The sequence below is a fragment of the Angustibacter speluncae genome (assembly GCF_054777815.1).
On the sequence record NZ_BAAHAF010000121.1, the window covers coordinates 1 to 22,231 of the forward strand.

The 22,231-nt window shown below is 73.6% G+C and carries 19 protein-coding genes; all 19 read left to right on the top strand.

Annotated elements, in window-relative coordinates; all coding sequences use genetic code 11:
* A partial coding sequence (locus ACYVKY_RS14645; protein WP_460435728.1) for a PucR family transcriptional regulator occupies positions 1–487 on the top strand: 487 nt, incomplete at its 5' end.
* A gap of 136 nt (positions 488–623) precedes the next feature.
* A complete protein-coding gene (locus tag ACYVKY_RS14650; protein WP_460435729.1) occupies positions 624–2,096 on the top strand; it encodes a uracil-xanthine permease family protein in 1,473 nt (490 codons plus the stop codon).
* 40 nt (positions 2,097–2,136) lie between these two features.
* Positions 2,137–3,009 carry an FAD binding domain-containing protein gene (locus tag ACYVKY_RS14655; RefSeq protein ID WP_460435730.1) on the top strand — a complete coding sequence of 291 codons (873 nt, stop codon included), beginning with the start codon at positions 2,137–2,139 and terminating at the stop codon, positions 3,007–3,009.
* Positions 3,010–3,038: 29 nt separating this feature from the next.
* Positions 3,039–3,509, top strand: coding sequence for a (2Fe-2S)-binding protein (locus ACYVKY_RS14660; protein WP_460435774.1), 471 nt, complete (start codon positions 3,039–3,041; stop codon positions 3,507–3,509).
* Between the two features lie 8 nt (positions 3,510–3,517).
* The gene (gene cutA / locus ACYVKY_RS14665) at positions 3,518–5,953 is read left to right on the top strand and encodes an aerobic carbon-monoxide dehydrogenase large subunit (protein WP_460435775.1); all 2,436 of its coding nucleotides are present in this window, start codon (positions 3,518–3,520) and stop codon (positions 5,951–5,953) included.
* Positions 5,950–6,591 (top strand): SRPBCC family protein, encoded by a 642-nt coding sequence (locus ACYVKY_RS14670; RefSeq protein WP_460435731.1) that lies wholly within the window; start codon positions 5,950–5,952, stop codon positions 6,589–6,591. The genes cutA and ACYVKY_RS14670 overlap by 4 nt, the downstream gene beginning before the upstream one ends.
* On the top strand, positions 6,588–7,511 hold the full coding sequence (locus ACYVKY_RS14675; RefSeq protein WP_460435732.1) for a carbon-nitrogen hydrolase family protein: 924 nt from the start codon (positions 6,588–6,590) through the stop codon (positions 7,509–7,511). Before ACYVKY_RS14670 ends, ACYVKY_RS14675 begins: the two co-directional genes overlap by 4 nt.
* Before the next feature lie 231 nt (positions 7,512–7,742).
* Positions 7,743–8,822: a ScyD/ScyE family protein gene (locus tag ACYVKY_RS14680; protein ID WP_460435733.1), complete on the top strand. Its 1,080-nt coding sequence runs from the start codon at positions 7,743–7,745 to the stop codon at positions 8,820–8,822.
* A 92-nt stretch (positions 8,823–8,914) separates the two neighbouring features.
* Positions 8,915–10,333 (top strand): ATP-binding protein, encoded by a 1,419-nt coding sequence (locus ACYVKY_RS14685; RefSeq protein ID WP_460435734.1) that lies wholly within the window; start codon positions 8,915–8,917, stop codon positions 10,331–10,333.
* Positions 10,330–12,303 (top strand): vWA domain-containing protein, encoded by a 1,974-nt coding sequence (locus ACYVKY_RS14690; RefSeq protein WP_460435735.1) that lies wholly within the window; start codon positions 10,330–10,332, stop codon positions 12,301–12,303. Before ACYVKY_RS14685 ends, ACYVKY_RS14690 begins: the two co-directional genes overlap by 4 nt.
* Positions 12,304–12,437: 134 nt before the next feature.
* Positions 12,438–13,463 carry a LacI family DNA-binding transcriptional regulator gene (locus tag ACYVKY_RS14695; RefSeq protein ID WP_460435736.1) on the top strand — a complete coding sequence of 342 codons (1,026 nt, stop codon included), beginning with the start codon at positions 12,438–12,440 and terminating at the stop codon, positions 13,461–13,463.
* 53 nt (positions 13,464–13,516) lie between these two features.
* Positions 13,517–14,890, top strand: coding sequence for an ABC transporter substrate-binding protein (locus ACYVKY_RS14700; protein ID WP_460435737.1), 1,374 nt, complete (start codon positions 13,517–13,519; stop codon positions 14,888–14,890).
* A gap of 110 nt (positions 14,891–15,000) precedes the next feature.
* Positions 15,001–15,984: a carbohydrate ABC transporter permease gene (locus ACYVKY_RS14705; protein ID WP_460435738.1), complete on the top strand. Its 984-nt coding sequence runs from the start codon at positions 15,001–15,003 to the stop codon at positions 15,982–15,984.
* Entirely contained in the window at positions 15,981–16,880 is a 900-nt protein-coding gene (locus tag ACYVKY_RS14710) for a carbohydrate ABC transporter permease (RefSeq protein WP_460435739.1), read from the top strand. The genes ACYVKY_RS14705 and ACYVKY_RS14710 overlap by 4 nt, the downstream gene beginning before the upstream one ends.
* An 8-nt stretch (positions 16,881–16,888) precedes the next feature.
* Positions 16,889–17,899, top strand: coding sequence for an NAD(P)-dependent alcohol dehydrogenase (locus tag ACYVKY_RS14715; RefSeq protein WP_460435776.1), 1,011 nt, complete (start codon positions 16,889–16,891; stop codon positions 17,897–17,899).
* A complete protein-coding gene (locus ACYVKY_RS14720; RefSeq protein ID WP_460435740.1) occupies positions 17,896–18,666 on the top strand; it encodes an SDR family NAD(P)-dependent oxidoreductase in 771 nt (256 codons plus the stop codon). Before ACYVKY_RS14715 ends, ACYVKY_RS14720 begins: the two co-directional genes overlap by 4 nt.
* 60 nt (positions 18,667–18,726) lie before the next feature.
* A complete protein-coding gene (locus tag ACYVKY_RS14725; RefSeq protein ID WP_460435741.1) occupies positions 18,727–20,217 on the top strand; it encodes a mannitol dehydrogenase family protein in 1,491 nt (496 codons plus the stop codon).
* On the top strand, positions 20,210–21,613 hold the full coding sequence (gene xylB / locus ACYVKY_RS14730; protein ID WP_460435742.1) for a xylulokinase: 1,404 nt from the start codon (positions 20,210–20,212) through the stop codon (positions 21,611–21,613). Before ACYVKY_RS14725 ends, xylB begins: the two co-directional genes overlap by 8 nt.
* Positions 21,614–21,703: 90 nt before the next feature.
* Positions 21,704–22,228, top strand: a complete 525-nt coding sequence (locus ACYVKY_RS14735; protein ID WP_460435743.1) for a SigE family RNA polymerase sigma factor — start codon at positions 21,704–21,706, stop codon at positions 22,226–22,228.
* The last annotated feature ends 3 nt before the right edge of the window (positions 22,229–22,231 follow it).

Sequence of the window (22,231 nt, forward strand, 5' to 3'; positions counted from 1 at the left end):
CGAGGGCGGTGGTGGGCGCCGTCCGTTCGGCGTGGGGGTGAGCCGGGTCTGCGCCGGCGTCGGCGGGCTGGCCGCGGCGTACGAGCAGGCGCGCACCGCCGTCCGGGTCGGACGGCAGGTGCACGGACCGGGGGCGTGCACGCACTTCGACGACCTCGGCGTCTACCGGCTGCTCAGCCTGGTGCCCGACGACGCCGAGCTCGTCGCCTTCGCGAGCGAGACGCTGGGCGAGCTGGCCGGGGACGGCGAGCAGGCCGCCGACCTGCGCCGCACCCTCGAGGTGCTGCTCGAGACCAACGTCAACGTGGCCGAGACCTCGCGGCGCCTGCACTTCCACTACAACACGCTGCGCTACCGCATCGGCAAGCTCGAGCGGGTCGTCGGGCCGTTCACCACCGAGCCCACGCTGCGGCTCGACCTGGCCCTGGCGCTCAAGGTGGTCGCGATGCGGGGGCTGCGTCCCGGTCTGCGCCGGATCGCTCCCTGACCTCGGCACGCGCTGCCAGCGGCGCGGTGCTCCGGCTGGCAAGGATCGCCGGTGGTGCCTCCCACGGACCTGGCTAGCGTTCGGCCATCCTGCCGCCAGCGACCCGCGTCCCGCGGGTCCGTTCGAAGGACGTGCGATGGCACTCGGTCTGAGCTGGAAGAAGGTCCCCGGGTCGCTCGGCCCCGGTGAGGTGGTGGCGCCGCACGAGCGCCTCGGCTGGGGTCGCACGATCGGCCTCGGCGCGCAGCACGTCGTGGCGATGTTCGGTGCCACGTTCGTGTTCCCGCTCATCATGGGGCTCAACCCCCAGCTCGCGATCCTGATGAGCGGCATCGCGACGATCTGCTTCCTGCTGATCGTGCAGGGGCGGGTGCCGAGCTACCTCGGCACGTCGGCCTCGTTCGTCGGCGGCGTCGCGGCGATCTACGCCCAGGGCGGCACGCCCCAGGAGGTCACCGGCGCCATCCTCGTGGCCGGCGTGATCCTCGCCCTGGTCGGCGTGTTCATCCACGTCGCCGGTGCGCACCTGATCTACAAGGTGCTGCCGCCCGTCGTCACCGGCGCCGTGGTCATGCTCATCGGGTTCAACCTCGCGCCGGTGGTGGCGAACATCTACTGGCCGCAGGACCAGTGGATCGCCCTCATCGTGATGGTGTCGGTCATCCTGATGAGCGTCGGCCTGCGCGGGTTCCTCGGCCGCATCTCGATCTTCCTCGGTCTGGTCATCGGCTACGTGCTGTCGTGGGTCTTCGACCGCGTGTTCGGCCAGATCACCTCGTACAACGCGGGCATCGGCGAGGTCGACACCCACTGGCGGGTGAACTGGGAGGGTGTCAAGGAGGCACCGGTCTTCGGGTTCCCGCCCGCCACCGACACCGCCGCGGGCGTCGTCGGCTGGCACCTGCCGAGCTTCGACCTCGCCTTCGTGCTCCTGGTGATCCCGGCCGTCGTCGCGCTGATCGCCGAGAACGCCGGTCACGTCAAGGCCGTCGCCGAGATGACCGGCGACGACCTCGACCCCGTCATGGGCAGGGCGATCGCGGCCGACGGCATCGGCACCGTGCTCGCGACGTCGGTCGGTGGCTCCCCGACCACCACGTACGCCGAGAACATCGGCGTCATGGCCGCCACCCGCGTCTACTCGACCGCCGCGTACTACGTCGCCGCCGTGGTGGCGATCCTGTTCGGGTTCTCGCCGCTGTTCGGCGCGATCATCTCGGCGACCCCCGGCGGCGTCCTCGGCGGCATCACCGTCGTGCTGTACGGCATGATCGGCCTGCTCGGCGCGAAGATCTGGAAGGAGAACGGGGTCGACTTCGCCAACCCCGTCAACCTGGTACCCGTCGCCGCGGGCATCATCATCGCGATCGGCGACACCTCGCTCGCGTTCAGCGACGAGTTCTCGCTCGCGGGCATCGCCCTCGGCACGATCGTGACGGTCGTGATGTACCACGTGGCCAAGGCGGTCGCCCCGAAGCACCTGCGCGACGCCGCCGACTCGCCCAGCATCGTGGTGGGGGAGCCCGGCATGTACGAGCAGTCGCCGACCGACGGTCTGCGGGCGCCGAGGGACGGCGTGCGCGAGCCGCTGCGCAAGGACGAACCGTAGGGGGCCCCGCCCGGCGGGGGCGCCGGGGCAGGATGGGGGCATGAAGCCGTCGCCGCTGCGCTACCACCGGCCGCGCGACGTGCCCGAGGCCGTGCGGCTGCTCGCCGAGCTCGACGGCGCGAAGGTGCTGGCCGGCGGGCAGAGCCTGGTGCCCCTGCTGTCGATGCGGCTGGCCGCGCCGGCCCACCTGGTCGACCTCGACGCCCTGCCCGGGCTCGACGCGGTCGAGGTCGGGAACGGCACGGTGACGGTCGGCGCGCTCGTGCGGCACGCCGACCTGCTCACCCACGTCGGTGCCCGGCGTGCGCAGCCCCTGCTCGGGCAGGCGCTCGCGCACGTCGCCCACCCGACCATCCGCAACCGCGGGACGACGCTCGGGTCCGTGGTGCACGCCGACCCCTCGGCCGAGATGCCGGCGGTGCTGGCGCTGCTCGGCGGCAGCGTCCGCGCGGTGTCGGTGCGGGGCGAGCGCGTCGTCCCGGCGTCCGACCTGTTCGTCGGGCCGCTCGAGACCTCGCTCGCCCACGACGAGCTGGCGCTGTCGTTCACCGTGCCCGCGGCCCGCGACGGCGAGGGCACGGCGGTGGTCGAGCTGGCCCGCCGGCACGGCGACTACGCGGTCGTCGGGGTCGTCGCCGCGGTGCGGCTCGACGACGGGACGGTGGCGGGCGCCCGCACCGCGTTCGTCTCCGCGGGCGAGCTCGGCACGGTCGTCGACCTCGACGGTCCGGTCGCGGGGTCGCCTGCCGCGCAGGCCGACTGGACGGCGTGCGGCGACCTGGCGGCTGACCTGGTCGACGTCGAGCCCGACATCCACGCCACGGCGGCGTACCGCACGCAGCTGGTGCGCGTGCTGACCGCGCGTGCGCTGGCCGAGGCGGCCGGCCGCGTGCGCACGGAGGTGGCGGCGTGACGACCGACGAGGGCCTCGACGTCGAGGTCGTGCTGCGGGTGAACGGCGTGGCCCGCTCGGTCACGCTGCCGGCCCGCACCCTGCTCTCGGACGCCCTGCGCCACCACCTGCGGCTCACCGGCACCCACGTCGGCTGCGAGCACGGCGTCTGCGGCGCGTGCACGGTGCTGCTCGACGGCCGCCCGGTGCGCTCGTGCCTGGTGCTGGCCGCCTCGGCGCAGGACCACGAGGTGACCACGGTCGAGGGGCTGTCGCCGGCGGACGGCGGGCTGCACCCCGTGCAGCAGGCGTTCGTCGACTGCCACGGCCTGCAGTGCGGATTCTGCACACCGGGTTTCGTCACGACGATCGCCGCGTTCCTCGAGGAGAACCCCGACCCCACCGAGGACGAGGCCACCGAGGCCATCGCGGGCAACCTCTGCCGCTGCACCGGGTACCAGAACATCCGCGCCGCGGTGCTGCGCGCGGCCGAGCTGCGTCGCGGGGACGGGACGCCGTGACGACCCGGATGGTGGGAGCGCCCATCGCCCGCCGCGAGGACCCCCGGCTGCTGCGCGGCGAGGGCCGGTACCTCGACGACCTCGGCCACGACGCGCTGGTCGCGGCCTTCGTGCGCAGCCCGCACGCGCACGCGCGGGTCGTCGACGTCGACGTCAGCGGCGCCCTCGACGTCGAGGGCGTCGTGGCGGTCTACACCTACGACGACCTGCTCGACGGCGCCGACCCCGACGACCCCGACGCCGTGCCCGCCGTCGCCCAGCCGCTGCCGCTGCTGATCCCGCACCCGGCCCTCACCGCCCCCCGCACCGGCTACCCGCTGGCCCGCGACGAGGTGAACCACGTCGGCGAGCCGGTCGTCATGGTCGTGGCGCGCGATCGCTACCTCGCCGAGGACGCGTGCCAGCGCATCGTCGTCGAGTACGACTTCCTCACGCCCGTGGTCGGTCTCGACGCCGCGCGGGCGGCCGAGCACGCGGTGCACGACGACGTGCCCGACAACGTCGCCGCGCACCTGGTGCAGGAGGTCGGCGACCTCGACGCCGCCATGGCCGCAGCACCCCACACCCTCACCCTCGAGCTCGACGTCGAGCGGTCGGCCTGCATGCCGATGGAGGGCAAGGGCGTGCTGGCCACCTGGGACACCGACGAGGACTCGATCCGGGTGCACTCCTCGACCCAGGCCGCCACGTCGGTGCGGATGGCCGTGGCCGCCAAGCTCGAGATGGCGGCGAACAAGGTCGAGTGCATCGCGCCCGACGTCGGCGGCGGGTTCGGCGTGAAGATCGTGCACCCGTGGCCGGAGGAGGTGCTGGTGCCGTGGGCGGCGCGGCGCCTCGCCCGCGCCGGCGTGGCGAGGTCGGTGAAGTGGACCGAGGACCGGCGCGAGCACTTCGTCTCGAGCGCGCACGAGCGCGCCCAGCAGCAGCGCGTGACAGCGGGTTTCGACGACGAGGGGCGGCTGCTGGCGTTCGACCTCGAGTTCTGGCACGACAACGGCGCCTACACCCCGTACGGGATCATCGTCCCGATCATCACCTCGACCCAGGTGCTCGGGCCGTACAAGCCGGGCGCGTACCGCTGCCACGCCTACTCGATGTACACCAACACCGTCATCGTGACCCCGTACCGCGGTGCCGGCCGGCCGCAGGGGGTGTACGCGATGGAGCGCACGATGGACGCCATCGCGGCGCGGCTGGGCCGCGACCGCGCCGACGTCCGCGCGGTCAACCTGATCACCCCGGACGAGATGCCCTACGACCACCAGCTGCTGTTCCAGGACGGCAAGCCGCTGGTCTACGACTCCGGCGACTACCCGGCGATGCTCGACAAGATCCGCGCGCTCGTGGGCTGGGACGACTTCGAGGCCGTGCGCGAGCAGGCGCGCGCCGAGGGGCGCCGCGTCGGCATCGGGCTGGCGCTCTACGTCGAGGGCACCGGACCCGGGCCGTACGAGGGCGCGCACGTGGTCGTCGAGACCTCCGGCAAGGTCAAGGTCGCCACCGGGCTCACCACCCAGGGGCAGGGGCACCAGACCTCGTTCGCGCAGATCGTCGCCGACCAGCTGGGCGTACCCGTCGAGGACGTCGAGGTCGTCACCGGCGACACCCGCCGGTTCCGCTACGCCGTGGGCACGTTCGCCTCGCGCGCCGCCGTCATGAGCGGGTCCGCGATGCACGTCGCCGCCGGCAAGGTGCGCGACAAGGCGCTGCGCATCGCGGCCGACGCGCTCGAGGTCGACCCCGCCGACCTCGAGCTGGTCGACGGCGTCGCGCGGGTGCGGGGCACGGCCCCGGGCGGGGCGGGCACCGAGCTGTCGCTCGCGACGATCGCCGTGCTGTCGAACCCGTTGCGGTACGCCTTCGACCAGGCGTCGCAGGCCGCGACCCAGTTCTCGGTCGGCGACCACAGCAAGCCCCCGGTGCCCGAGGGGGAGGAGCCAGGGCTGGAGGCCACCGGCTACTACTCGCCCAACCAGAGCACCTTCGCCTCGGGCGCCCACGCCGTCGTCGTCGAGACCGACCCGCTGACCGCCGAGATCCGCATCCTGCGCTACTGCGTCGTGCACGACTGCGGCACGCTGGTGAACCCCCGCATCGTCGAGGGGCAGGTGCACGGCGGCGTCGCGCAGGGCGTCGGCGGCGCACTGTACGAGCGCATCGTCTACGACGAGCACGGGCAGGTGCTGAACGCCTCGTACATGGACTTCCTGATGCCCTACGCCACCGAGGTGCCGGCGCGGATCGAGATCGACCACCAGGAGACGCCCTCGCCGCTGAACCCGCTGGGCATCAAGGGTGCGGGCGAGGCGGGGGTGATCCCGTCGGCCGCGGTGTTCGCAGCCGCGATCGAGGACGCCGAGGGCTTCCCGGTGCGCAGCATGCCCATCTCACCGAGCGAGCTGTTCGAGCTCCGTCGCCTGCACGCCACCCGGGAGGACTCATGAGGATCAGCGGCACCGCCGACCTGCTCGCACCGCCGGAGCGGGTGTTCGAGGCGCTCAACGACCCCGCCGTGCTCGCCGCCACGATCCCGGGGTGCGAGGGCCTGCAGCAGGTCTCCGACGACACCTACGCGATGACGGTCACGGCCGGGGTGGCGTCGATCAAGGGCACCTACGAGGGACGCGTGGTGCTCGCCGACCAGCAGCCGCCGACCTCGTTCACGTTGCGCGCCAGCGGCTCCGGCGCCCCCGGCAGCGTCGACGCCACGGTCGGCGTCCGCCTCGCCGCCCACGACGGCGGCACCCGGGTCGAGTACGACGCCGACGCCGTCGTCGGCGGCATGGTCGGCGGCGTGGGGCAGCGCATGCTGAGCGGCGTCTCGAAGCGGATGGCGGGCCAGTTCTTCGGCGCCGTCGACCGGGTGATCGCCGAGGGCGTGCCGGTGCAGCAGCCGGCGGAAGCGGCGACGCAGGGGGAGCCCGCGGTCGCGTCGCCGGTGCCCGCGGTGGCGCGGGCGGCGTCGCCGGCAGCCGACACCGTGCCCGCCTGGCTCGTCCCGGCCGCGATCGGCGCCACCGCCGCGTGGGTGCTGGCGGGCGTCGCGCTCGGTTGGGCGCTCGGCCGCAGGTCGCGGTCGTGAGGGCGTTCACGGCCGCCGCGATCCAGCTGGCGCCGTCGCCCGCACCGCTGACGTCGCAGTCGATCTCGGCGAACTGCGCCAAGGCGGCCGAGTGGGTCGCCCGGTGCGTCGAGGCCACGGGCGCCGAGCTCGTGGTGCTGCCGGAGTCGGCCTCGACAGGCTTCTCGCCGGGGTGCGGCCCGGACGAGCTGTGGGACCTCGTCGACGTCGTCCCGGGCGCCCTGACCGAGCCGCTGCAGGAGGCCGCGAGGTCGACCGGGGCGTACGTGGTGTGGGGCACCTACGAGCGCGGCCCCGAGCGCGGGGTGGTGTTCAACAGCTCGGTGCTGATCGCACCCGACGGGGAGGTCGCCGGGGTGTACCGCAAGACGCACCCGTTCTGCACCGAGATCGTCTCCCGCGGAGGGTGGGTCACGCCGGGTGACGAGGTCTGCGTCGTCGACACCGACCTCGGCCGCATCGGCATGGCGATCTGCTTCGACGGCGACTTCCCCGAGCTGTGGCGCATCCAGGCCGTGCTCGGCGCCGAGGTGGTCGTACGACCGTCCGCGCTGCTGCGGTCGGCCGACATCGCCGAGATGACCTCTCGCGCAAGGGCGTACGACAACCACATCTACGTCGTGGCGGCGAACGCCACCGGTACCGACCCGGCCGGCACGCACTACTTCGGCAACTCGCACGTCGTGACGCCGACGTCGCACACCGTCGCGCGCGCGGCGAGCCACGAGTGCTGGATCAGCGCGCGGCTCGACCCGGCCGAGGCGCTGGCGAGCCTGACGCCGGGCTCGTCGGTCGCCCAGGGGTTCGACCACCTCGCCGACCGCAACCTCGACCTCGTGCGCCGCTACGCGGCCGAGCTGGCCGCTCCTGCCGCGACCTCGTTCCCATACCGCCGGGCAGGCGGCGACGACTCCGACTGAGTCCGGTTCGTCCCTGCTCGCGACGAATCGCCAGGACGCTCCGAGCCTGAACCGCCCTGTCGGGCAATGTCTTCGGCCGTACACCCGAAGGTGCTGGACACCACAGTGGCGCAGGAGCAGAGTGTGCCGCGCCTCGGGCGTCGAGCAGACAGCGCCCTGTCCGCGACCGGCCCCGCCGGTACGCCACCTGGCCACCACGGCCGTCCACCCGCGCCCAGGCAGGGAGATCCCGTGCAGCACCGTCCCGTCGTCGTCGTCCTCGCGTCCGCCGCCCTCGTCGCCGCCACAGCCGTCCCCAGCCAGGCCGCGCGCCCACCGCGGGTGGAGGTGGTCAACCAGGACGTGCTGGCCCCGTTCGGGCTCGCGCTGCAGGGCCGCCAGCTGCTCGTCGCCGACGGCTTCACCACCACGGTGTCGCGGCTGACCGATGGTGGGCTCGAACCCGTGGCCTCGCCGGAGGGCGTCGAGGACGTCGCCGGCCTGGCCGTCTCGGCCGACAAGAAGACCATCGCGTACACGACCACGACCTACTCCGCCCAGGCCTCGACGCTGGAGACGCTCGACCGCAGGGGGAACGCCGGCGCGGTGAACCTCGGCGTCGTCGAGTTCGGCGGCAACCCCGACGCCGACGTCGCCTACGGCGTCGACGACCCCGCGCCCTGCGTCGTCGAGGGGCTCGAGGGGCTCGAGGCGCCGGTCTCGTACACGGGCATCGAGGACTCGCACCCCTACGCGGTCGAGGCCAAGCCCGAGGGCGGCTGGTGGGTGGCCGACGCCGGCGGCAACACGATCCTGTCGGTGAACCGCCGCGGCAAGGCCTCGGCGCTGGCCGTCCTGCCGGCCCAGCCGTACACCTTCACGGCCGAGAGCGCCGCTGCGCTCGGGCTCGACCCGGAGTGCTTCGCCGGCGTCACCTACGCCTTCGAGGCGGTGCCCACCGACGTCGAGCGCGGTCCGAACGGCTGGCTGTACATCAGCACCCTCCCGGGTGGCCCGGAGTCGCCGGCCCTCGGCGCCCGCGGCGCGGTGTGGAAGCTCAACCCGCGCACCGGTGAGCTGCGCCAGGTCGCCGCCGGCTTCGTCGGCGCCACGAACCTGGCGGTCGCCGACGACGGCACCGTGTACGTCGCCGAGCTGTTCGGTGGCCGGATCGCCGCGGTCGACCGCAAGGGGAACGTCACCACCGCGGTCGAGATCGACAGCCCGCTCTCGGTCGAGATCGCCCCGCGCGGGCTCTGGGTCGGTACGCTCGCGCCGTTGGGGGAGCAGGGACCCGAGGGTCCCGGCACGATCGTCCGCGTCACCTGGTGAGGGGCCGGGACGCGACGTGAAGCGGACGGCACCCCTGGGGAGGACAGGCCCCGGGGGTGCCGGACCGCGGAGGGCGGACGTACGGTCGGCAGATGAGCGTCGTCCCGACCGCACCGGACTCCCTCCCCACCACGCTGGGCGCGCTGCGCGCGTCCGGCCACGAGCACCGCACCGTGAAGCAGGAGATGCGCGAGAACCTGCTCGCGCTGATGCGCTCCACCTCCACGCCCGGTGAGCGCTTCCCCGGCATCGTCGGCTTCGACGAGACCGTCCTGCCCGAGCTCGAGCGCGCCGTCCTCGCCGGCCACGACGTCGTGCTGCTCGGCGAGCGCGGCCAGGGCAAGACCCGGCTGATCCGCACCCTGCTGCTGCTGCTCGACGAGTGGACGCCGGTGGTCGAGGGGTCCGAGCTCGGCGAGCACCCCTACGACCCGGTGGTACCGGCCACCCGCCGCCGGGTCGCCGAGCTGGGAGACGACCTGCCGGTCGCCTGGCGGCACCGCTCCGAGCGGTACGCCGAGAAGCTCGCCACGCCGGACACGAGCATCGGCGACCTGATCGGCGACGTCGACCCCGTGAAGGTGGCGCAGGGCCGCACCCTCGGCGACCCCGACACGATCCACTACGGCCTGGTGCCGCGCGCCCACCGCGGCGTGGTCGCGGTGAACGAGCTGCCCGACCTCGCCGAGCGCATCCAGGTCGGCCTGCTCAACGTGCTCGAGGAGCGCGACATCCAGGTGCGCGGGTACCAGCTGCGGCTGCCGCTCGACGTGCTGCTCGTCGCCAGCGCCAACCCCGAGGACTACACCAACCGCGGCCGCATCATCACCCCGCTCAAGGACCGCTTCGGCGCCGAGATCCGCACGCACTACCCGCTGGACCTGTCCGACGAGGTCGACCTGCTGGCCCAGGAGGCGGACCTGGTCGCGGAGGTGCCCGCCCACGTCCTCGAGGTCGTCGCCCGCTTCACGCGGAACGTGCGCGAGTCGCCCGCGGTCGACGCCCGGTCGGGCGTGTCCGCCCGGTTCGCCGTCGCCGGCGCCGAGACCGTCGCCGCGTCCGCCCTGCGTCGCGGCGCCCTGCGCGGCGAGGACGCACCGGTCGCCCGCGTCGGCGACACCGAGTCGGTCGTCGGGACGCTGCGCGGCAAGGTCGAGTTCGAGTCGGGCCACGAGGGCCGCGAGACCGAGGTCCTGGCCCACCTGCTGCGCACCGCGGTCGCCGAGACCTTCCGCGCGCGTCTCGGGGGTCTCGACCTGAGCGGGTTCACCGCGCTCGTCGCCGAGGGCGGCACCGTCGAGACGGGGGAGTCGGTGACCTCCGCCGAGGTGCTGGCGCAGGTCGGCCAGGTCGACGGCCTGGCCAAGGTGCTCGACCGGCTCGGTGCCGGCGACGCCCCCTCGCCCGGGCAGGCCGCGGCCGCGGTCGAGCTCGTCCTCGAGGGCCTGCACCTGACGCGGCGGCTCGGCAAGGTGCCGGCGGACGACGGCCGGACGGTCTACGGCGGATGAGCAGCCACCGTCGGTACCGGTACGGCGCCTGGTCGGGCGGGCCCGACCCGCTCGCGCCGCCGTTCGACGTGCGCGCGGCCGTCGACGCCGTCGGCGAGGAGGTGCTGGCCGGGGGCAGCCTGCGCGCGGCGCTGCGCGAGCTGCTGCGTCCCGGGTGGGACGGCGCCCGCGGGCTCGACGACCTCGAGGCGCGCGCCCGCCGGCTGCGCCGCGACGTGCAGCGCCGGGGACGCCTCGACGGGACGGTCACGCGCGCCCGTGCCCTGCTCGACCAGGCCCTCGCCGCGGAACGGGACGCGCTCGACGGCAGCGACTCCCCGGACGCGCAGTTCGACCGCGCCCGCCTCGACGCCCTGCCGCGCTCGACGGCGGCCGCGGTGCGCGAGCTCGCCGACTACGACTGGACCAGCGAGCAGGCGCGGGCCGACTACCAGAAGATCCTCGACGAGCTGCGCGGCGACGTGCTCGAGCAGCGCTTCGCCGGCATGAAGCAGGCGCTGCAGGGCGCCGACCCCGCGCGCGACCCCGAGGCGGCCGCCCGGGTGCGCGAGATGCTCGGCGACCTCAACGACCTGCTCGCGCAGCACGCCTCCGGCCAGGACACCACCGACGCGTTCCGCCGGTTCATGGACCGGCACGGCGAGTTCTTCCCGGACGACCCGCAGAGCACCGACGAGCTCGTCGACCAGCTCGCCCGCCAGGCCGCGGCCGCGGAGAGCCTGATGCGGTCGCTGTCGCCGTCGCAGCGCGAGGAGCTCGCGCAGCTGATGTCGCAGGCGCTGGCCGACAGCGGCCTGGCCGATCAGATGGCCTCGCTCTCGGAGAACCTGCGTGCGCTGCGTCCCGAGCTGTCGTGGGACCGCGCGCGGCAGACGTCGGGGGAGGAGCCGCTCGGGTACGGCGACGCCACCGGGGCGCTGGCCGAGCTCGCGGACCTCGACGACCTGGTCGAGCAGCTCGGGCAGGAGCACCCGGGCGCGACGCTCGACGACGTCGACGTCGAGGCGGTCGAGCGCAACCTCGGCCGCGCCGCGGCCGACGACGTGCGCCGCCTGGCCGAGCTCGAGCGCGAGCTGCGGCGGCAGGGGTGGGTCACGTCCGGGCCGGACGGGATGACGTTGAGCCCCAAGGCGTTGCGCAGGCTCGGCGCCACCGCCCTGCGGCACGTCTTCGCCGACCTCGAGAGCGGGCGGCGGGGTCAGCACGACCTGCGGTCGGCGGGTGCCGCGGGGGAGGCGACCGGGGCGAGCCGGGCCTGGGAGTTCGGCGACACCCAGCCGCTCGACGTGGTGCGGACGGTGCAGAACGCCCTGCGACGCAGCGCGTCTCGCGAGGACGGCGCCGTCGCGCTCGACGTCGAGGACTTCGAGGTCGTCGAGACCGAACGGCGTGCCGGGGCGTCGGTGGCACTGCTCGTCGACCTGTCGTACTCGATGGTGGCCGAGGGCCGCTGGGGCCCGATGAAGCAGACCGCGCTGGCGCTGGCGCACCTGGTCGCGACCCGGTTCCCGCAGGACGCGTTGCAGATCATCGGGTTCGGTCGCTACGCGATGCCGCTGACGCAGGGCGAGCTCGCCGCGGTCGAGCCCGACTACCAGCAGGGCACCAACCTGGCGCACGCCCTCGCGCTCGCCGGGCGGCACCTGCGCCGGCACAGCGCGGGCGACCCCGTCGTGCTCGTCGTCACCGACGGCGAGCCGACGGCGCACCTGGAGAGCGACGGCGAGGCGACGTTCAGCTGGCCGCCGCTGCAGGAGACGGTCGCGGCCACGGTGCGCGAGGTCGACGCGCTCACCCGGTACGGCGCGGTGCTCAACCTGTTCATGCTCGGCGAGGACCAGGGCCTGCGGCGGTTCGTCGACGCCGTCGCGCGGCGCAGCGGCGGCCGGGTGCTGACCCCGTCGACGGCCGACCTCGGCCGGTACGTCGTCAGCGACTACCTGCGCGCCCGCCGCGGCCGGCGCGGCTGACCCTCCGCCCGGCACGGCGGTCGTCTCGCCCACCGGGAATCTGACAACGATTGCAGCGAGACCCTTGACAACGTTTGCAGCGCGGGGCCACGGTAGGCGGCACCAGCACCGGACGACGACGTCGGGAGGGTCGGATGCAGCGCAGCAGCGGGTCGCGGGTCACGCTCGTCGACGTCGCCCGGGCAGCGGGCGTCAGCGCCTCCACCGTCTCCCGCGTGCTGCACGGCGGGGCCGGGGTGCGCGACGAGGTGGCCGGCCGGGTCCGCGCGACCGCCGCCGACCTCGGCTACTCGGTGAACCGGCAGGCGCGGTCGCTGCGCCGCGGCCGCGACGAGGCGATCGGCCTGGCGCTCGAGGACTTCACCATCCCGTTCTTCGGTCGCATCGTGGCCGTCGTCGAGCAGGCCGCCCACGAGCGCGGCTACGGCGTGGTCATCTCGTGCGCCGGCGCCGGCCGCAGCGAGGACGAGGCGGTGGCGCCGCTGCTGTCCCGCTCGGTCTCGGGGCTGGTGGTGGCCACCGGTACCGCAGGTGCGCCGCTCGGGTACCTCGACAAGGTCGCGCACGACCTGCCGGTCGTGCAGGTCGACGCCGCGGGTCCCAGCCCCGTCAGCGACTCGGTGGGCATCGACAACGTGCACGCCGGGCGCCTGCTCACCGAGCACCTGGTCGCGAACGGCCACCGCGAGATCCTGTTCGTGGGCTCGGGGCCGGCGGCCTCCACCGTCCAGCTGCGCGCCGAGGGCTACCGCGAGGCGGTGACGGCGGCCGGGGGAACGCCCCGCGTCGAGTGGCTCGGCTACGTCCCGGACGAGACCGTCTCCCGCGCGGCGGACGCGCTGCACGCCCACCCGGAGGTCACCGCCGTCCTGTCCGGGGTCGCCCGCGCCACGATGGGCACGCTGACCTCGCTGCGGGCCCTCGGCCTGCGCCACCTCGCCTTCGCGGCCATCGACGACCTGGCCGGGCTCGACGCGTTCGAGCCCGGCATCACCGTGCTCGAGCAGGACGTCGAGGCCATCGGCGCCCGCGGCGCCGAGCTGCTCTTCGACCGCATCGGCGGCGACCAGGGTCCTCCCCGGCACATCGAGGTCGACCTGCAGCTGCTCGAGCGGGGGTCCGCCGAGCGGCGGCCCCTCGCGACCCACCGACGCACCTGAACCACCCCCTCTCCCGGCGACGGCGCCGGGGGGACGAGAGAAGAGGAACCGCAATGGCAGCACCCCGACGCACGATCAGGCGCTCCGCCGTCCTGACCGCAGCCGCCGGCCTGTCCGTCGTCCTGGCCGGCTGCGCCGGTGCCGGTGGCGGCGGTGGTGGCGGCGGCGGCGACGAAGGCGGTGGCGACAGCATCGACGTCATCATGGTCAACAACCCGCAGATGGAGGACCTGGAGACCCTCGTCGGCCAGTTCGAGGAGGAGTCCGGCATCTCGGTCAACCTCACCGTGCTGCCCGAGAACGACGTCCGCGACAGCATCCAGACCGACTTCGCAGCCCAGTCCGGCCAGTACGACATCGCGACCATCTCGAACTACGAGGTGCCGTTCTTCTCGGCCAACGGCTGGATCGCCAACCTGGACGAGTACGTCGAGGCCGACGAGGACTTCGACCAGGACGACATCCTGGCGCCGATCGCCGACGGCCTGCGCGGCGAGGACGGCTCGCTGTACGCGCAGCCGTTCTACGGCGAGAGCTCGTTCCTCATGTACCGCAAGGACGTGTTCGAGGCCAAGGGCCTGACCATGCCGGAGCAGCCGACCTGGGACGAGGTGGCTGCCCTGGCCGCCCAGCTCGACGGCGCCGAGCCGAACATGAAGGGCATCTGCCTGCGTGGCCTCTCGGGCTGGGGCCAGGTGTTCGCCCCGCTCACCACGGTGGTGAACACCTTCGGCGGCACCTGGTTCGACGAGAACTTCGACGCGCAGGTGAACGCACCCGAGTTCGTCGAGGCGACCCAGTTCTACGTCGACCTGGTGACCCAGCACGGTGAGCCCGGCGCCGCGAACGCCGGCTTCACCGAGTGCCTCAACTCCTTCCAGCAGGGCGGCACGGCCATGTGGTACGACGCCACCTCGGCGGCCGGCTCGCTCGAGGCCGACGACTCGCCGGTCAAGGGCAAGATCGGGTACGCCCCGGCCCCGGTGAAGGAGACCGACTCCTCCGGCTGGCTCTACAGCTGGGCGTGGGCGATCCAGGAGTCCTCGGACAACAAGGAGGCCGCGTGGGAGTTCATCTCCTGGGCCTCGTCCAAGGAGTACGAGGAGCTGGTGGGCAACGAGATCGGATGGGCGAACGTGCCGGCCGGCAAGCGCCAGTCGACGTACGAGAACCCCGACTACCAGGCCTCGGCCGAGTCGTTCTACCAGCAGACGGTCGACAGCATCAACGCCGCCGACCCGAACAACCCGGGCGTGCAGAAGCGCCCGGCCCCCGGCATCCAGTTCGTCGCGATCCCGGAGTTCGCCGGCATGGCGACCGAGGTGTCGCAGGGGGTGAGTGCCGCCATCGCCGGTCAGGAGACGGTGCAGGAGGCCCTCGACCGAGGGCAGGAGCTGGCCCAGGCGGCCGGCGACGCCAACAAGTAGCGCTCGCGAGAGACGCTGCTGCGCAAGGGTCCCGTCCCCGCCGTCCCCTCCGGCGGGGGCGGGACCCACCCTCCGGGAAGCAACGACGCCCCCTCCGGAAGAAGGAACCCATGAGCACGGCCTCCGCACCACCTGCCCCGGCCGCCAAGGCCTCGCGCAGGCGACCCACCACCGACCTGCGACCCGACCAGGTGGCCCAGAGCAAGGGCGAGGCGCGGCGGCGCCGGCTGCCGCTGCTGCCGGCGCTGCTGTTCACGATCGCGGCGACGCAGCTGCCGTTCCTCGTCACCATCGTGGTGTCGTTCATGGACTGGCGCGCCCTGCGCCCCGACGAGCGCGGCTTCACCGGCTTCGACAACTACGTGCAGGTGTTCACCAACCCGAGCATCCGCAGTGCCGTCGTCACGACGATCGTGCTCACCGCCGTGGTGGTGCTGGTGAGCCTGGTGCTCGGCATGCTCATCGCCCTGCTGCTCGACCGCAAGTTCCTCGGCCGCGGCGTCGTGCGCACCATGATGATCGCGCCGTTCCTCGTGGTGCCGGTCGCGGCCGCGCTGCTCTGGAAGCACGGCATCCTCAACCCGTCCTACGGCCTGCTGAACGGCGTCCTCACCTGGGTGTGGGGCCTGTTCGGGTCCGACTCGCCGCCGCAGGTGGCGTGGCTGCAGGACTTCCCGCTGCTGTCCATCGAGCTGTCGCTGATCTGGCAGTGGACGCCGTTCATGATGCTGATCCTGCTGGCCGGACTGCAGTCCAAGCCGGGTGACGTCGTCGAGGCGGCGCGCATGGACGGCGCCGGCGCCTGGCAGATCTTCCGCTACATCACGTTCCCGCACCTGCGCCGCTACCTCGAGCTCGGCGGCCTGCTCGGTGCGATCTACGTGGTGCAGGCCTTCGACTCCGTCTTCATCATGACCGCCGGCGCGCTCGGCACGGCGAACCTGCCGTACACGATCTACGCCACCTTCTTCCAGCAGCAGAACTACGGCCTCGCCTCGGCCCAGGGCGTCGTCGTCGTGATCGGCACGATCATCGTCGCGACCTTCGCGCTGCGCACGGTGTCCAGCCTCTTCGACGAGGAGAACGCCCGATGAGCACCGTCTCGACCTCCACCAACCCCGCCGTCGCCGCCACGTCGTTCAAGTCGGCGCGCAAGAAGTCGCGGCCGGAGGGCAAGAGCCACCCGATCTGGGGGCTCCTCGCCTGGGCCGTGGGCATCGTCTTCGTCATCCCCGTGCTGTTCATGGTGCTCACCTCGTTGCACTCGGAGACCGCCGCGGCGAGCAACCCGCCCGCTGTGTTCGCCCCGCTCACCCTCGACGGCTACCGGTCCTTCCTCGGCCTCGACGGCGGTCGCAGCCCGCTGCCACCGCTGCTGAACTCGCTGACGGCGTCGGTCGCGTCCACGTTGATCGTGATCGTGCTCGCCGTCCCCGCGGCGTACGCGCTGTCGATCAAGCCGATCCAGAAGTGGACCGACGTCCTCTTCTTCTTCCTCTCGACCAAGTTCCTGCCGATCGTCGCCGGCCTGCTGCCGCTGTACCTGTTCGCCCGCAACGCCGGTCTGCTCGACAACATCAACCTGCTCACCCTGCTGTACACCTCGATGAACCTGCCGATCGCGGTCTGGATGATGCGCAGCTTCCTCGCCGAGGTGCCGACCGAGATGCTCGAGGCGGCCCAGATCGACGGCGCGAACCTGCCGACGATCCTGCTGCGGGTGATCGCGCCGGTGGCGATGCCGGGCATCGCCGCCACCGCCCTGATCTGCTTCATCTTCAGCTGGAACGAGCTGCTCCTCGCGCGCACGCTCACCTCGACGGTGGCCGGCACCGCACCGGTCTTCCTCACGGGCTTCGCCACCAGCCAGGGCCTGTTCCTCGCCCAGGTCTGCGCCGCGGCCACGGCGATCTCGATCCCCGTGCTGGCAGCCGGTTTCGCCGCGCAGGACAAGCTCGTGCAGGGCCTGTCGATGGGCGCCGTGAAGTGACCGAGACGATGCGCGCGAGCGTGCTGACGGCACGCCGTTCGATCGAGCTGCAGGAGCGGCCCGTCCCTGAGCCGGGCCTGGACGACGTCCTGGTCCGGGTCCGGTCGGTCGGGGTCTGCGGCTCCGACGTGCACTACTACAAGGAGGGACGCATCGGGTCGTACGTCGTCGACGCGCCCCTCGTCCTCGGGCACGAGGTGTCCGGGGTGGTCGTGGGCGTCGGGCGCGACGTGCCGGAGGCGCGGGTGGGGGAGCGGGTGGCCATCGAGCCGCAGCGTCCGTGCCGGCGGTGCCGCGCGTGCAAGGCCGGGCGCTACAACATGTGCCCGCACCTGGAGTTCTACGCGACCCCACCGGTCGACGGCGCGTTCTGCGACTACGTCGTGGCGCCGGCCGACATGGCGCACCCGGTGCCGGACACGGTGTCCGACCACGCCGCCGCCCTGCTCGAGCCGTTCTCGGTGGCGCTGTGGGCCTGCACCAAGGCGAAGGTCGGGCCGGGCTCGCGGGTGCTCGTGACCGGGGCCGGCCCGATCGGGTCGCTGGCGGCCCTGGCCGCGAGGGCCAACGGGGCCACCGAGGTCGTCGTCACCGACCTGGTCCAGAGCCGGCGCGAGCGGGTCCTGGCGTTCGGGGCGACCCGCTCGCTCGACCCACGCGACACCGCCGCCGACCTCGACTCGCTCGGTGCCGACGCGTTCATCGAGTGCACCGGCGCCACGCCGGCGCTGCTGAGCGGCCTGCGGGCGCTGCGCGAGAGCGGCACGGCGGTGCTCGTCGGCCTCGGCGACGAGGAGGTGTCGATCCCGGTGCAGCTCGTGGCGTTCCGCGAGCTCGTCCTCACCGGCGTCTTCCGGTACGTCGACACCTGGCCGGTCGCGATCGCGGCGGCCGAGGCGGGTACCGACCTCGACGGGCTGGTGACGGCCGAGTTCGACCTCGAGGACACCGAGGCGGCGCTGAACGCCGACGACGACCCGTCCAGCATGAAGTCGGTCGTGGTGGTGTCGCGCGGATGAGCGTCCTCGACACGTTCTCGCTCGCCGGTCGGCGGGCGCTCGTGACCGGCGGCTACAAGGGCCTCGGGCTCGCGTTCGCGCGAGGGCTGGCCGAGGCGGGGGCCGACGTCGTCGTCGCGGCGCGCGACGAGGCCGCGTGCGTCGCGGCGGCGGCACGGCTGGCCGACGAGACCGGCCGGACCGTGGTGGGCACCGGCCTCGACGTCGCCGATCCCACCTCGGTGCGGACCGCGGTCGCGACGACCGTCGAGCGCCTCGGCGGTCTCGACGTCCTCGTGAACAACGCGGGCATCTGCTACCACCGGCCGGCGCTCGAGGTGCCGGACGAGGAGTGGCGCGACGTCTTCGAGGTGAACGTCCACGGGCTGTGGCAGGCCAGCACCGCCGCCGCGCGGCACATGGCCGACCACGGCGGCGGCACGATCGTGAACATCGGGTCGATCTCGGCCCAGATCGTGAACCGGCCGCAGTGGCAACCCGCGTACAACGCCTCCAAGGCGGCGGTGCACCAGCTGACGAGGTCGCTCGCGGCCGAGTGGGCGCCGCTCGGCATCCGCGTCAACGCCGTCGCACCGGGGTACGTGAAGACCGAGATGGCGCCGGTCGACGAGCCGCGGTTCCGGGCGCGGTGGATCGAGGACGCGCCGATGCAGCGGTACGCGCTGCCCGAGGAGATCGCTCCGACGGTGGTGTTCCTCGCGTCGGGCGCGTCGAGCTTCCTGACCGGCTCCGTGGTCGTGGCCGACGGTGGGTACACCCTGCACTGACCGGCCCGGTACCGTGAGCACCGAGCGGGCGCGCTGTCGGCGTCCGCACCGTCGTCCCCGATGGGAGCCGTTGTGGCGCAACATCTGTCGCAGTCCTCGCTGGCGTCGCTGCACGAGGAGGTGGCTGTCCCGTCCTACGACCGCTCCACCACGTCCGTCGGCGTCGTCCACCTCGGCGTGGGCGGGTTCCACCGCGCCCACCAGGCGATGTACCTCGACGCGCTGATGAACCGCGGCGAGGCGCTCGACTGGGCCATCTGCGGCGTGGGGGTGCTGCCGCACGACCGCCGGGTCATCGAGACCCTCGCCGGCCAGGACGGCCTCTACACGCTGGTGGTGAAGCACCCCGACGGTCGCCGCGAGGCACGCGTGATCGGGTCGGTCGCCGAGGTGCTGCTGGCCCCGGACGACCCGCAGGCCGTGCTCGACCGGCTGGCCGACCCGGCGGTGCGCATCGCGAGCCTGACCATCACCGAGGGCGGCTACCTGGTGAACCAGGTGACCGGCGAGTTCGACGCCGACGACCCGTCGATCCGGGCCGACCTGCAGCCCGGCGCCGTCCCCTCGACCGCCTTCGGGTACCTCGTCGCCGGTCTCGCCCGGCGCCGGGCCGAGGGCACGCCCCCGTTCACGGTGCTCTCGTGCGACAACATCCCGCACAACGGCGACGTGACGAAGCGGATGCTCACCGCGTTCGCGCGGCTGAAGGACGCCGAGCTCGCCGACTGGATGGCGGCCGAGGTCGCCTTCCCGAACTGCATGGTCGACCGGATCACCCCGGTCACGGCGCCGGAGGACGTCGAGCGGCTGGCGGCCGACCTCGGTGTCGACGACGGCTGGCCGGTGGTGTGCGAGCCGTTCACGCAGTGGGTCGTCGAGGACTCCTTCGGGTCGGGACGCCCGCCGCTCGAGGACGCCGGCGTGCAGGTCGTCGACGACGTCACTCCGTACGAGCTGATGAAGCTGCGGTTGCTGAACGCCTCGCACCAGGCGATCGCCTACCTCGGCCACCTCGCCGGCTACACCTACGCCCACGAGGTCTGCGCCGACCCCGACTTCGTGGCGTTCGTCCTCGGCTACATGGAGCACGAGGGCTCGCCGACGCTGCCCGAGGTGCCCGGGGTCGACCTCGACGCCTACCGCCACCAGCTGGTCGAGCGGTTCGCGAACCCCGAGGTGCGCGACACCCTGGCCCGGCTGGCGGCCGAGAGCTCGGACCGCATCCCCAAGTGGCTCGTGCCGGTGATCGCCGAGAACCTGCGCACCGGCGGCGAGATCCGCCGGTCGGGGCTCGTGGTCGCGTCGTGGGCGCGGTACGCCGAGGGCACCGACGAGCAGGGCCGCCCGATCGAGGTGGTCGACAGGATCCGGGACCGGGTGATGGCGGCGGCCGCGGCGCGGGACGAGGACCCGCTGGCGTTCGTGCGCGACCGCGACCTGTTCGGCGACCTGGTCGACGACGAGCGCTTCACGTCGGCCTACCTCGAGGCGCTGCAGTCGTTGCACGACAAGGGTGCTCGTCGCACCGTGGAGGAGATCGCCCGTGGCTGACGCGCCGCTCGTGGCCGGGGTCGACTCCTCGACCCAGTCGACCAAGGTGGTCGTGTGCCGGGCCGACACCGGCGAGGTGGTGCGCACCGGGCGCGCCCCCCACCCCGACGGCACCAGCGTCGACCCGGCCGCGTGGTGGTCGGCCTGGGAGCAGGCGAGCGCCGACGGGCTGCTCGAGGGCGTCCAGGCGCTGGCGGTCGGTGGGCAGCAGCACGGCATGGTCGCGCTCGACGACGACGACCGGGTCGTGCGCGACGCGCTGCTGTGGAACGACACGCGCTCGGCCGGCGCCGCCGCCGAGCTCGTCGACGAGCTGGGCGGCCGGCAGGCGTGGGCCGACGCCGTCGACCTCGTGCCCGTCGCCAGCTTCACCGTGACCAAGCTGCGCTGGCTCGCCCGGCACGAGCCCGAGCACGCGGAGCGGGTGGCGCGCGTGGTGCTGCCGCACGACTGGCTCACCGGGCGGATCCTCGCCGAGCGCGGCGGTTTCGAGGGCTGGACGACGGACCGCGGTGACGCCTCGGGCACCGGCTACTGGTCGGCGGCCACGGGGGAGTACCGGCGCGACGTGCTCGAGCTCGCGTTCGGTCGCGACCTCGACCTGCCGCGGGTGCTGGGTCCCGCCGAGGCCGCGGGCCGCACGTCCGACGGGGTGCTCGTCGGCGCGGGCACCGGCGACAACATGGCCGCGGCGCTCGGGCTCGGCCTGCGTCCGGGCGACGTCGCGGTCTCGCTCGGCACCAGCGGCGCGGTGTTCGCGCGGCACGACCGCGCGGTCGGCGACCCCACCGGCATCGTCGCCGGGTTCGCCGACGCCGAGGGCGGGCACCTGCCGCTGGCCTGCACCCTCAACGCCGCCCGGGTGCTCACCGCGGCGGCGTCGATGCTGTCGACCGACCTCGCCGGCCTCGACCGGTTGGCGCTCGACGCCGAACCGGGCGCGGGTGGCCTCACCCTGCTGCCGTACCTCGACGGCGAGCGGACCCCCGACCTGCCCGACGCCACCGGCACGCTCACCGGCCTGACCCGCGCGAACGCGACACCCGAGAACCTGGCGCGCGCCGCGGTCGAGGGGATGCTCCTCAACCTGGTGGCGGGCGTCGACGCCCTGCGCGAGCTCGGGGTTGGAGTCGAGCGGGTGCTGCTCATCGGCGGCGCGTCGGCGTCGACCGCCGTCCGGGCGCTGTCGGCCGACCTGTTCGGCGTCCCCGTCACCGTGCCCGCGGCGGGTGAGTACGTCGCGCTCGGCGCGGCGCGGCAGGCGGCGTGGGCGCTCACCGGCGAGCTGCCCCGCTGGGAGGTCGGCGCCGACGACACCTCCGAGCCCTCGGGCGACGTGCGGGTGGCGCAGTCGCGCGAGCGGTACCTCGCGCTGCGGGCGGCCGACCTCACCTGAGAAACCCTCCCCGTGCCTGCGACCGGCCGGCCGTCCCGGACGTCATGGTGGTGACGGGCCCCTGACGGAGGGGCCGACGACGGGGGAGGCGTGGTGCGCGAAGCAGACTTCGACGCGTTCTACACCTCGTGCGCGCACAGGCTCACCGGCCAGCTCTACCTGCTGACCGGCAGCCGCGCCGAGGCGGAGGACTGCGTGCAGGAGGCGTTCGAGCGCGCGTGGTTGCGGTGGGGGCAGGTGTCGCAGGCCGACTCGCCGGAGGCGTGGGTGCGCACGGTGGCCCGCCGCCTGGCGGTGAGCCGGTGGCGGCGCACCCGCAACGCGATGACGGCGTGGGGCCGGCGGGCGGTGCCGGACGAGCTCGACGGGCACGACGACGCGTCCAGCGACCGGGTCGCCCTGGTCGACGCGCTGCAGCAGCTACCCGACGCCCAGCGCACAGCGATCGTGCTGCACCACCTGTGCGACCTCGACGTCGCCGCCGTCTCGCACGAGACCGGCCAGAGCGTGTCGGCGGTGAAGTCGCAGCTGAGCCGCGGCCGGCAGCGCCTCGCCGACCTGCTCGGCGCCCCCGCCCCCACCCAGACCATCCACCAGACCCAGAACGGACGGTGAGAC

Bases quoted from the DNA above. Each gene is read 5' to 3' on its own strand.
- ACYVKY_RS14650 (WP_460435729.1), top strand. From the start codon at position 624: ATGGCACTCGGTCTGAGCTGGAAGAAGGTCCCCGGGTCGCTCGGCCCC.
- ACYVKY_RS14655 (WP_460435730.1), top strand. From the start codon at position 2,137: ATGAAGCCGTCGCCGCTGCGCTACCACCGGCCGCGCGACGTGCCCGAG.
- cutA (WP_460435775.1), top strand. From the start codon at position 3,518: ATGGTGGGAGCGCCCATCGCCCGCCGCGAGGACCCCCGGCTGCTGCGC.
- ACYVKY_RS14670 (WP_460435731.1), top strand. From the start codon at position 5,950: ATGAGGATCAGCGGCACCGCCGACCTGCTCGCACCGCCGGAGCGGGTG.
- ACYVKY_RS14685 (WP_460435734.1), top strand. From the start codon at position 8,915: ATGAGCGTCGTCCCGACCGCACCGGACTCCCTCCCCACCACGCTGGGC.
- ACYVKY_RS14690 (WP_460435735.1), top strand. From the start codon at position 10,330: ATGAGCAGCCACCGTCGGTACCGGTACGGCGCCTGGTCGGGCGGGCCC.
- ACYVKY_RS14695 (WP_460435736.1), top strand. From the start codon at position 12,438: ATGCAGCGCAGCAGCGGGTCGCGGGTCACGCTCGTCGACGTCGCCCGG.
- ACYVKY_RS14700 (WP_460435737.1), top strand. From the start codon at position 13,517: ATGGCAGCACCCCGACGCACGATCAGGCGCTCCGCCGTCCTGACCGCA.
- ACYVKY_RS14705 (WP_460435738.1), top strand. From the start codon at position 15,001: ATGAGCACGGCCTCCGCACCACCTGCCCCGGCCGCCAAGGCCTCGCGC.
- ACYVKY_RS14710 (WP_460435739.1), top strand. From the start codon at position 15,981: ATGAGCACCGTCTCGACCTCCACCAACCCCGCCGTCGCCGCCACGTCG.
- ACYVKY_RS14715 (WP_460435776.1), top strand. From the start codon at position 16,889: ATGCGCGCGAGCGTGCTGACGGCACGCCGTTCGATCGAGCTGCAGGAG.
- ACYVKY_RS14720 (WP_460435740.1), top strand. From the start codon at position 17,896: ATGAGCGTCCTCGACACGTTCTCGCTCGCCGGTCGGCGGGCGCTCGTG.
- ACYVKY_RS14725 (WP_460435741.1), top strand. From the start codon at position 18,727: ATGGGAGCCGTTGTGGCGCAACATCTGTCGCAGTCCTCGCTGGCGTCG.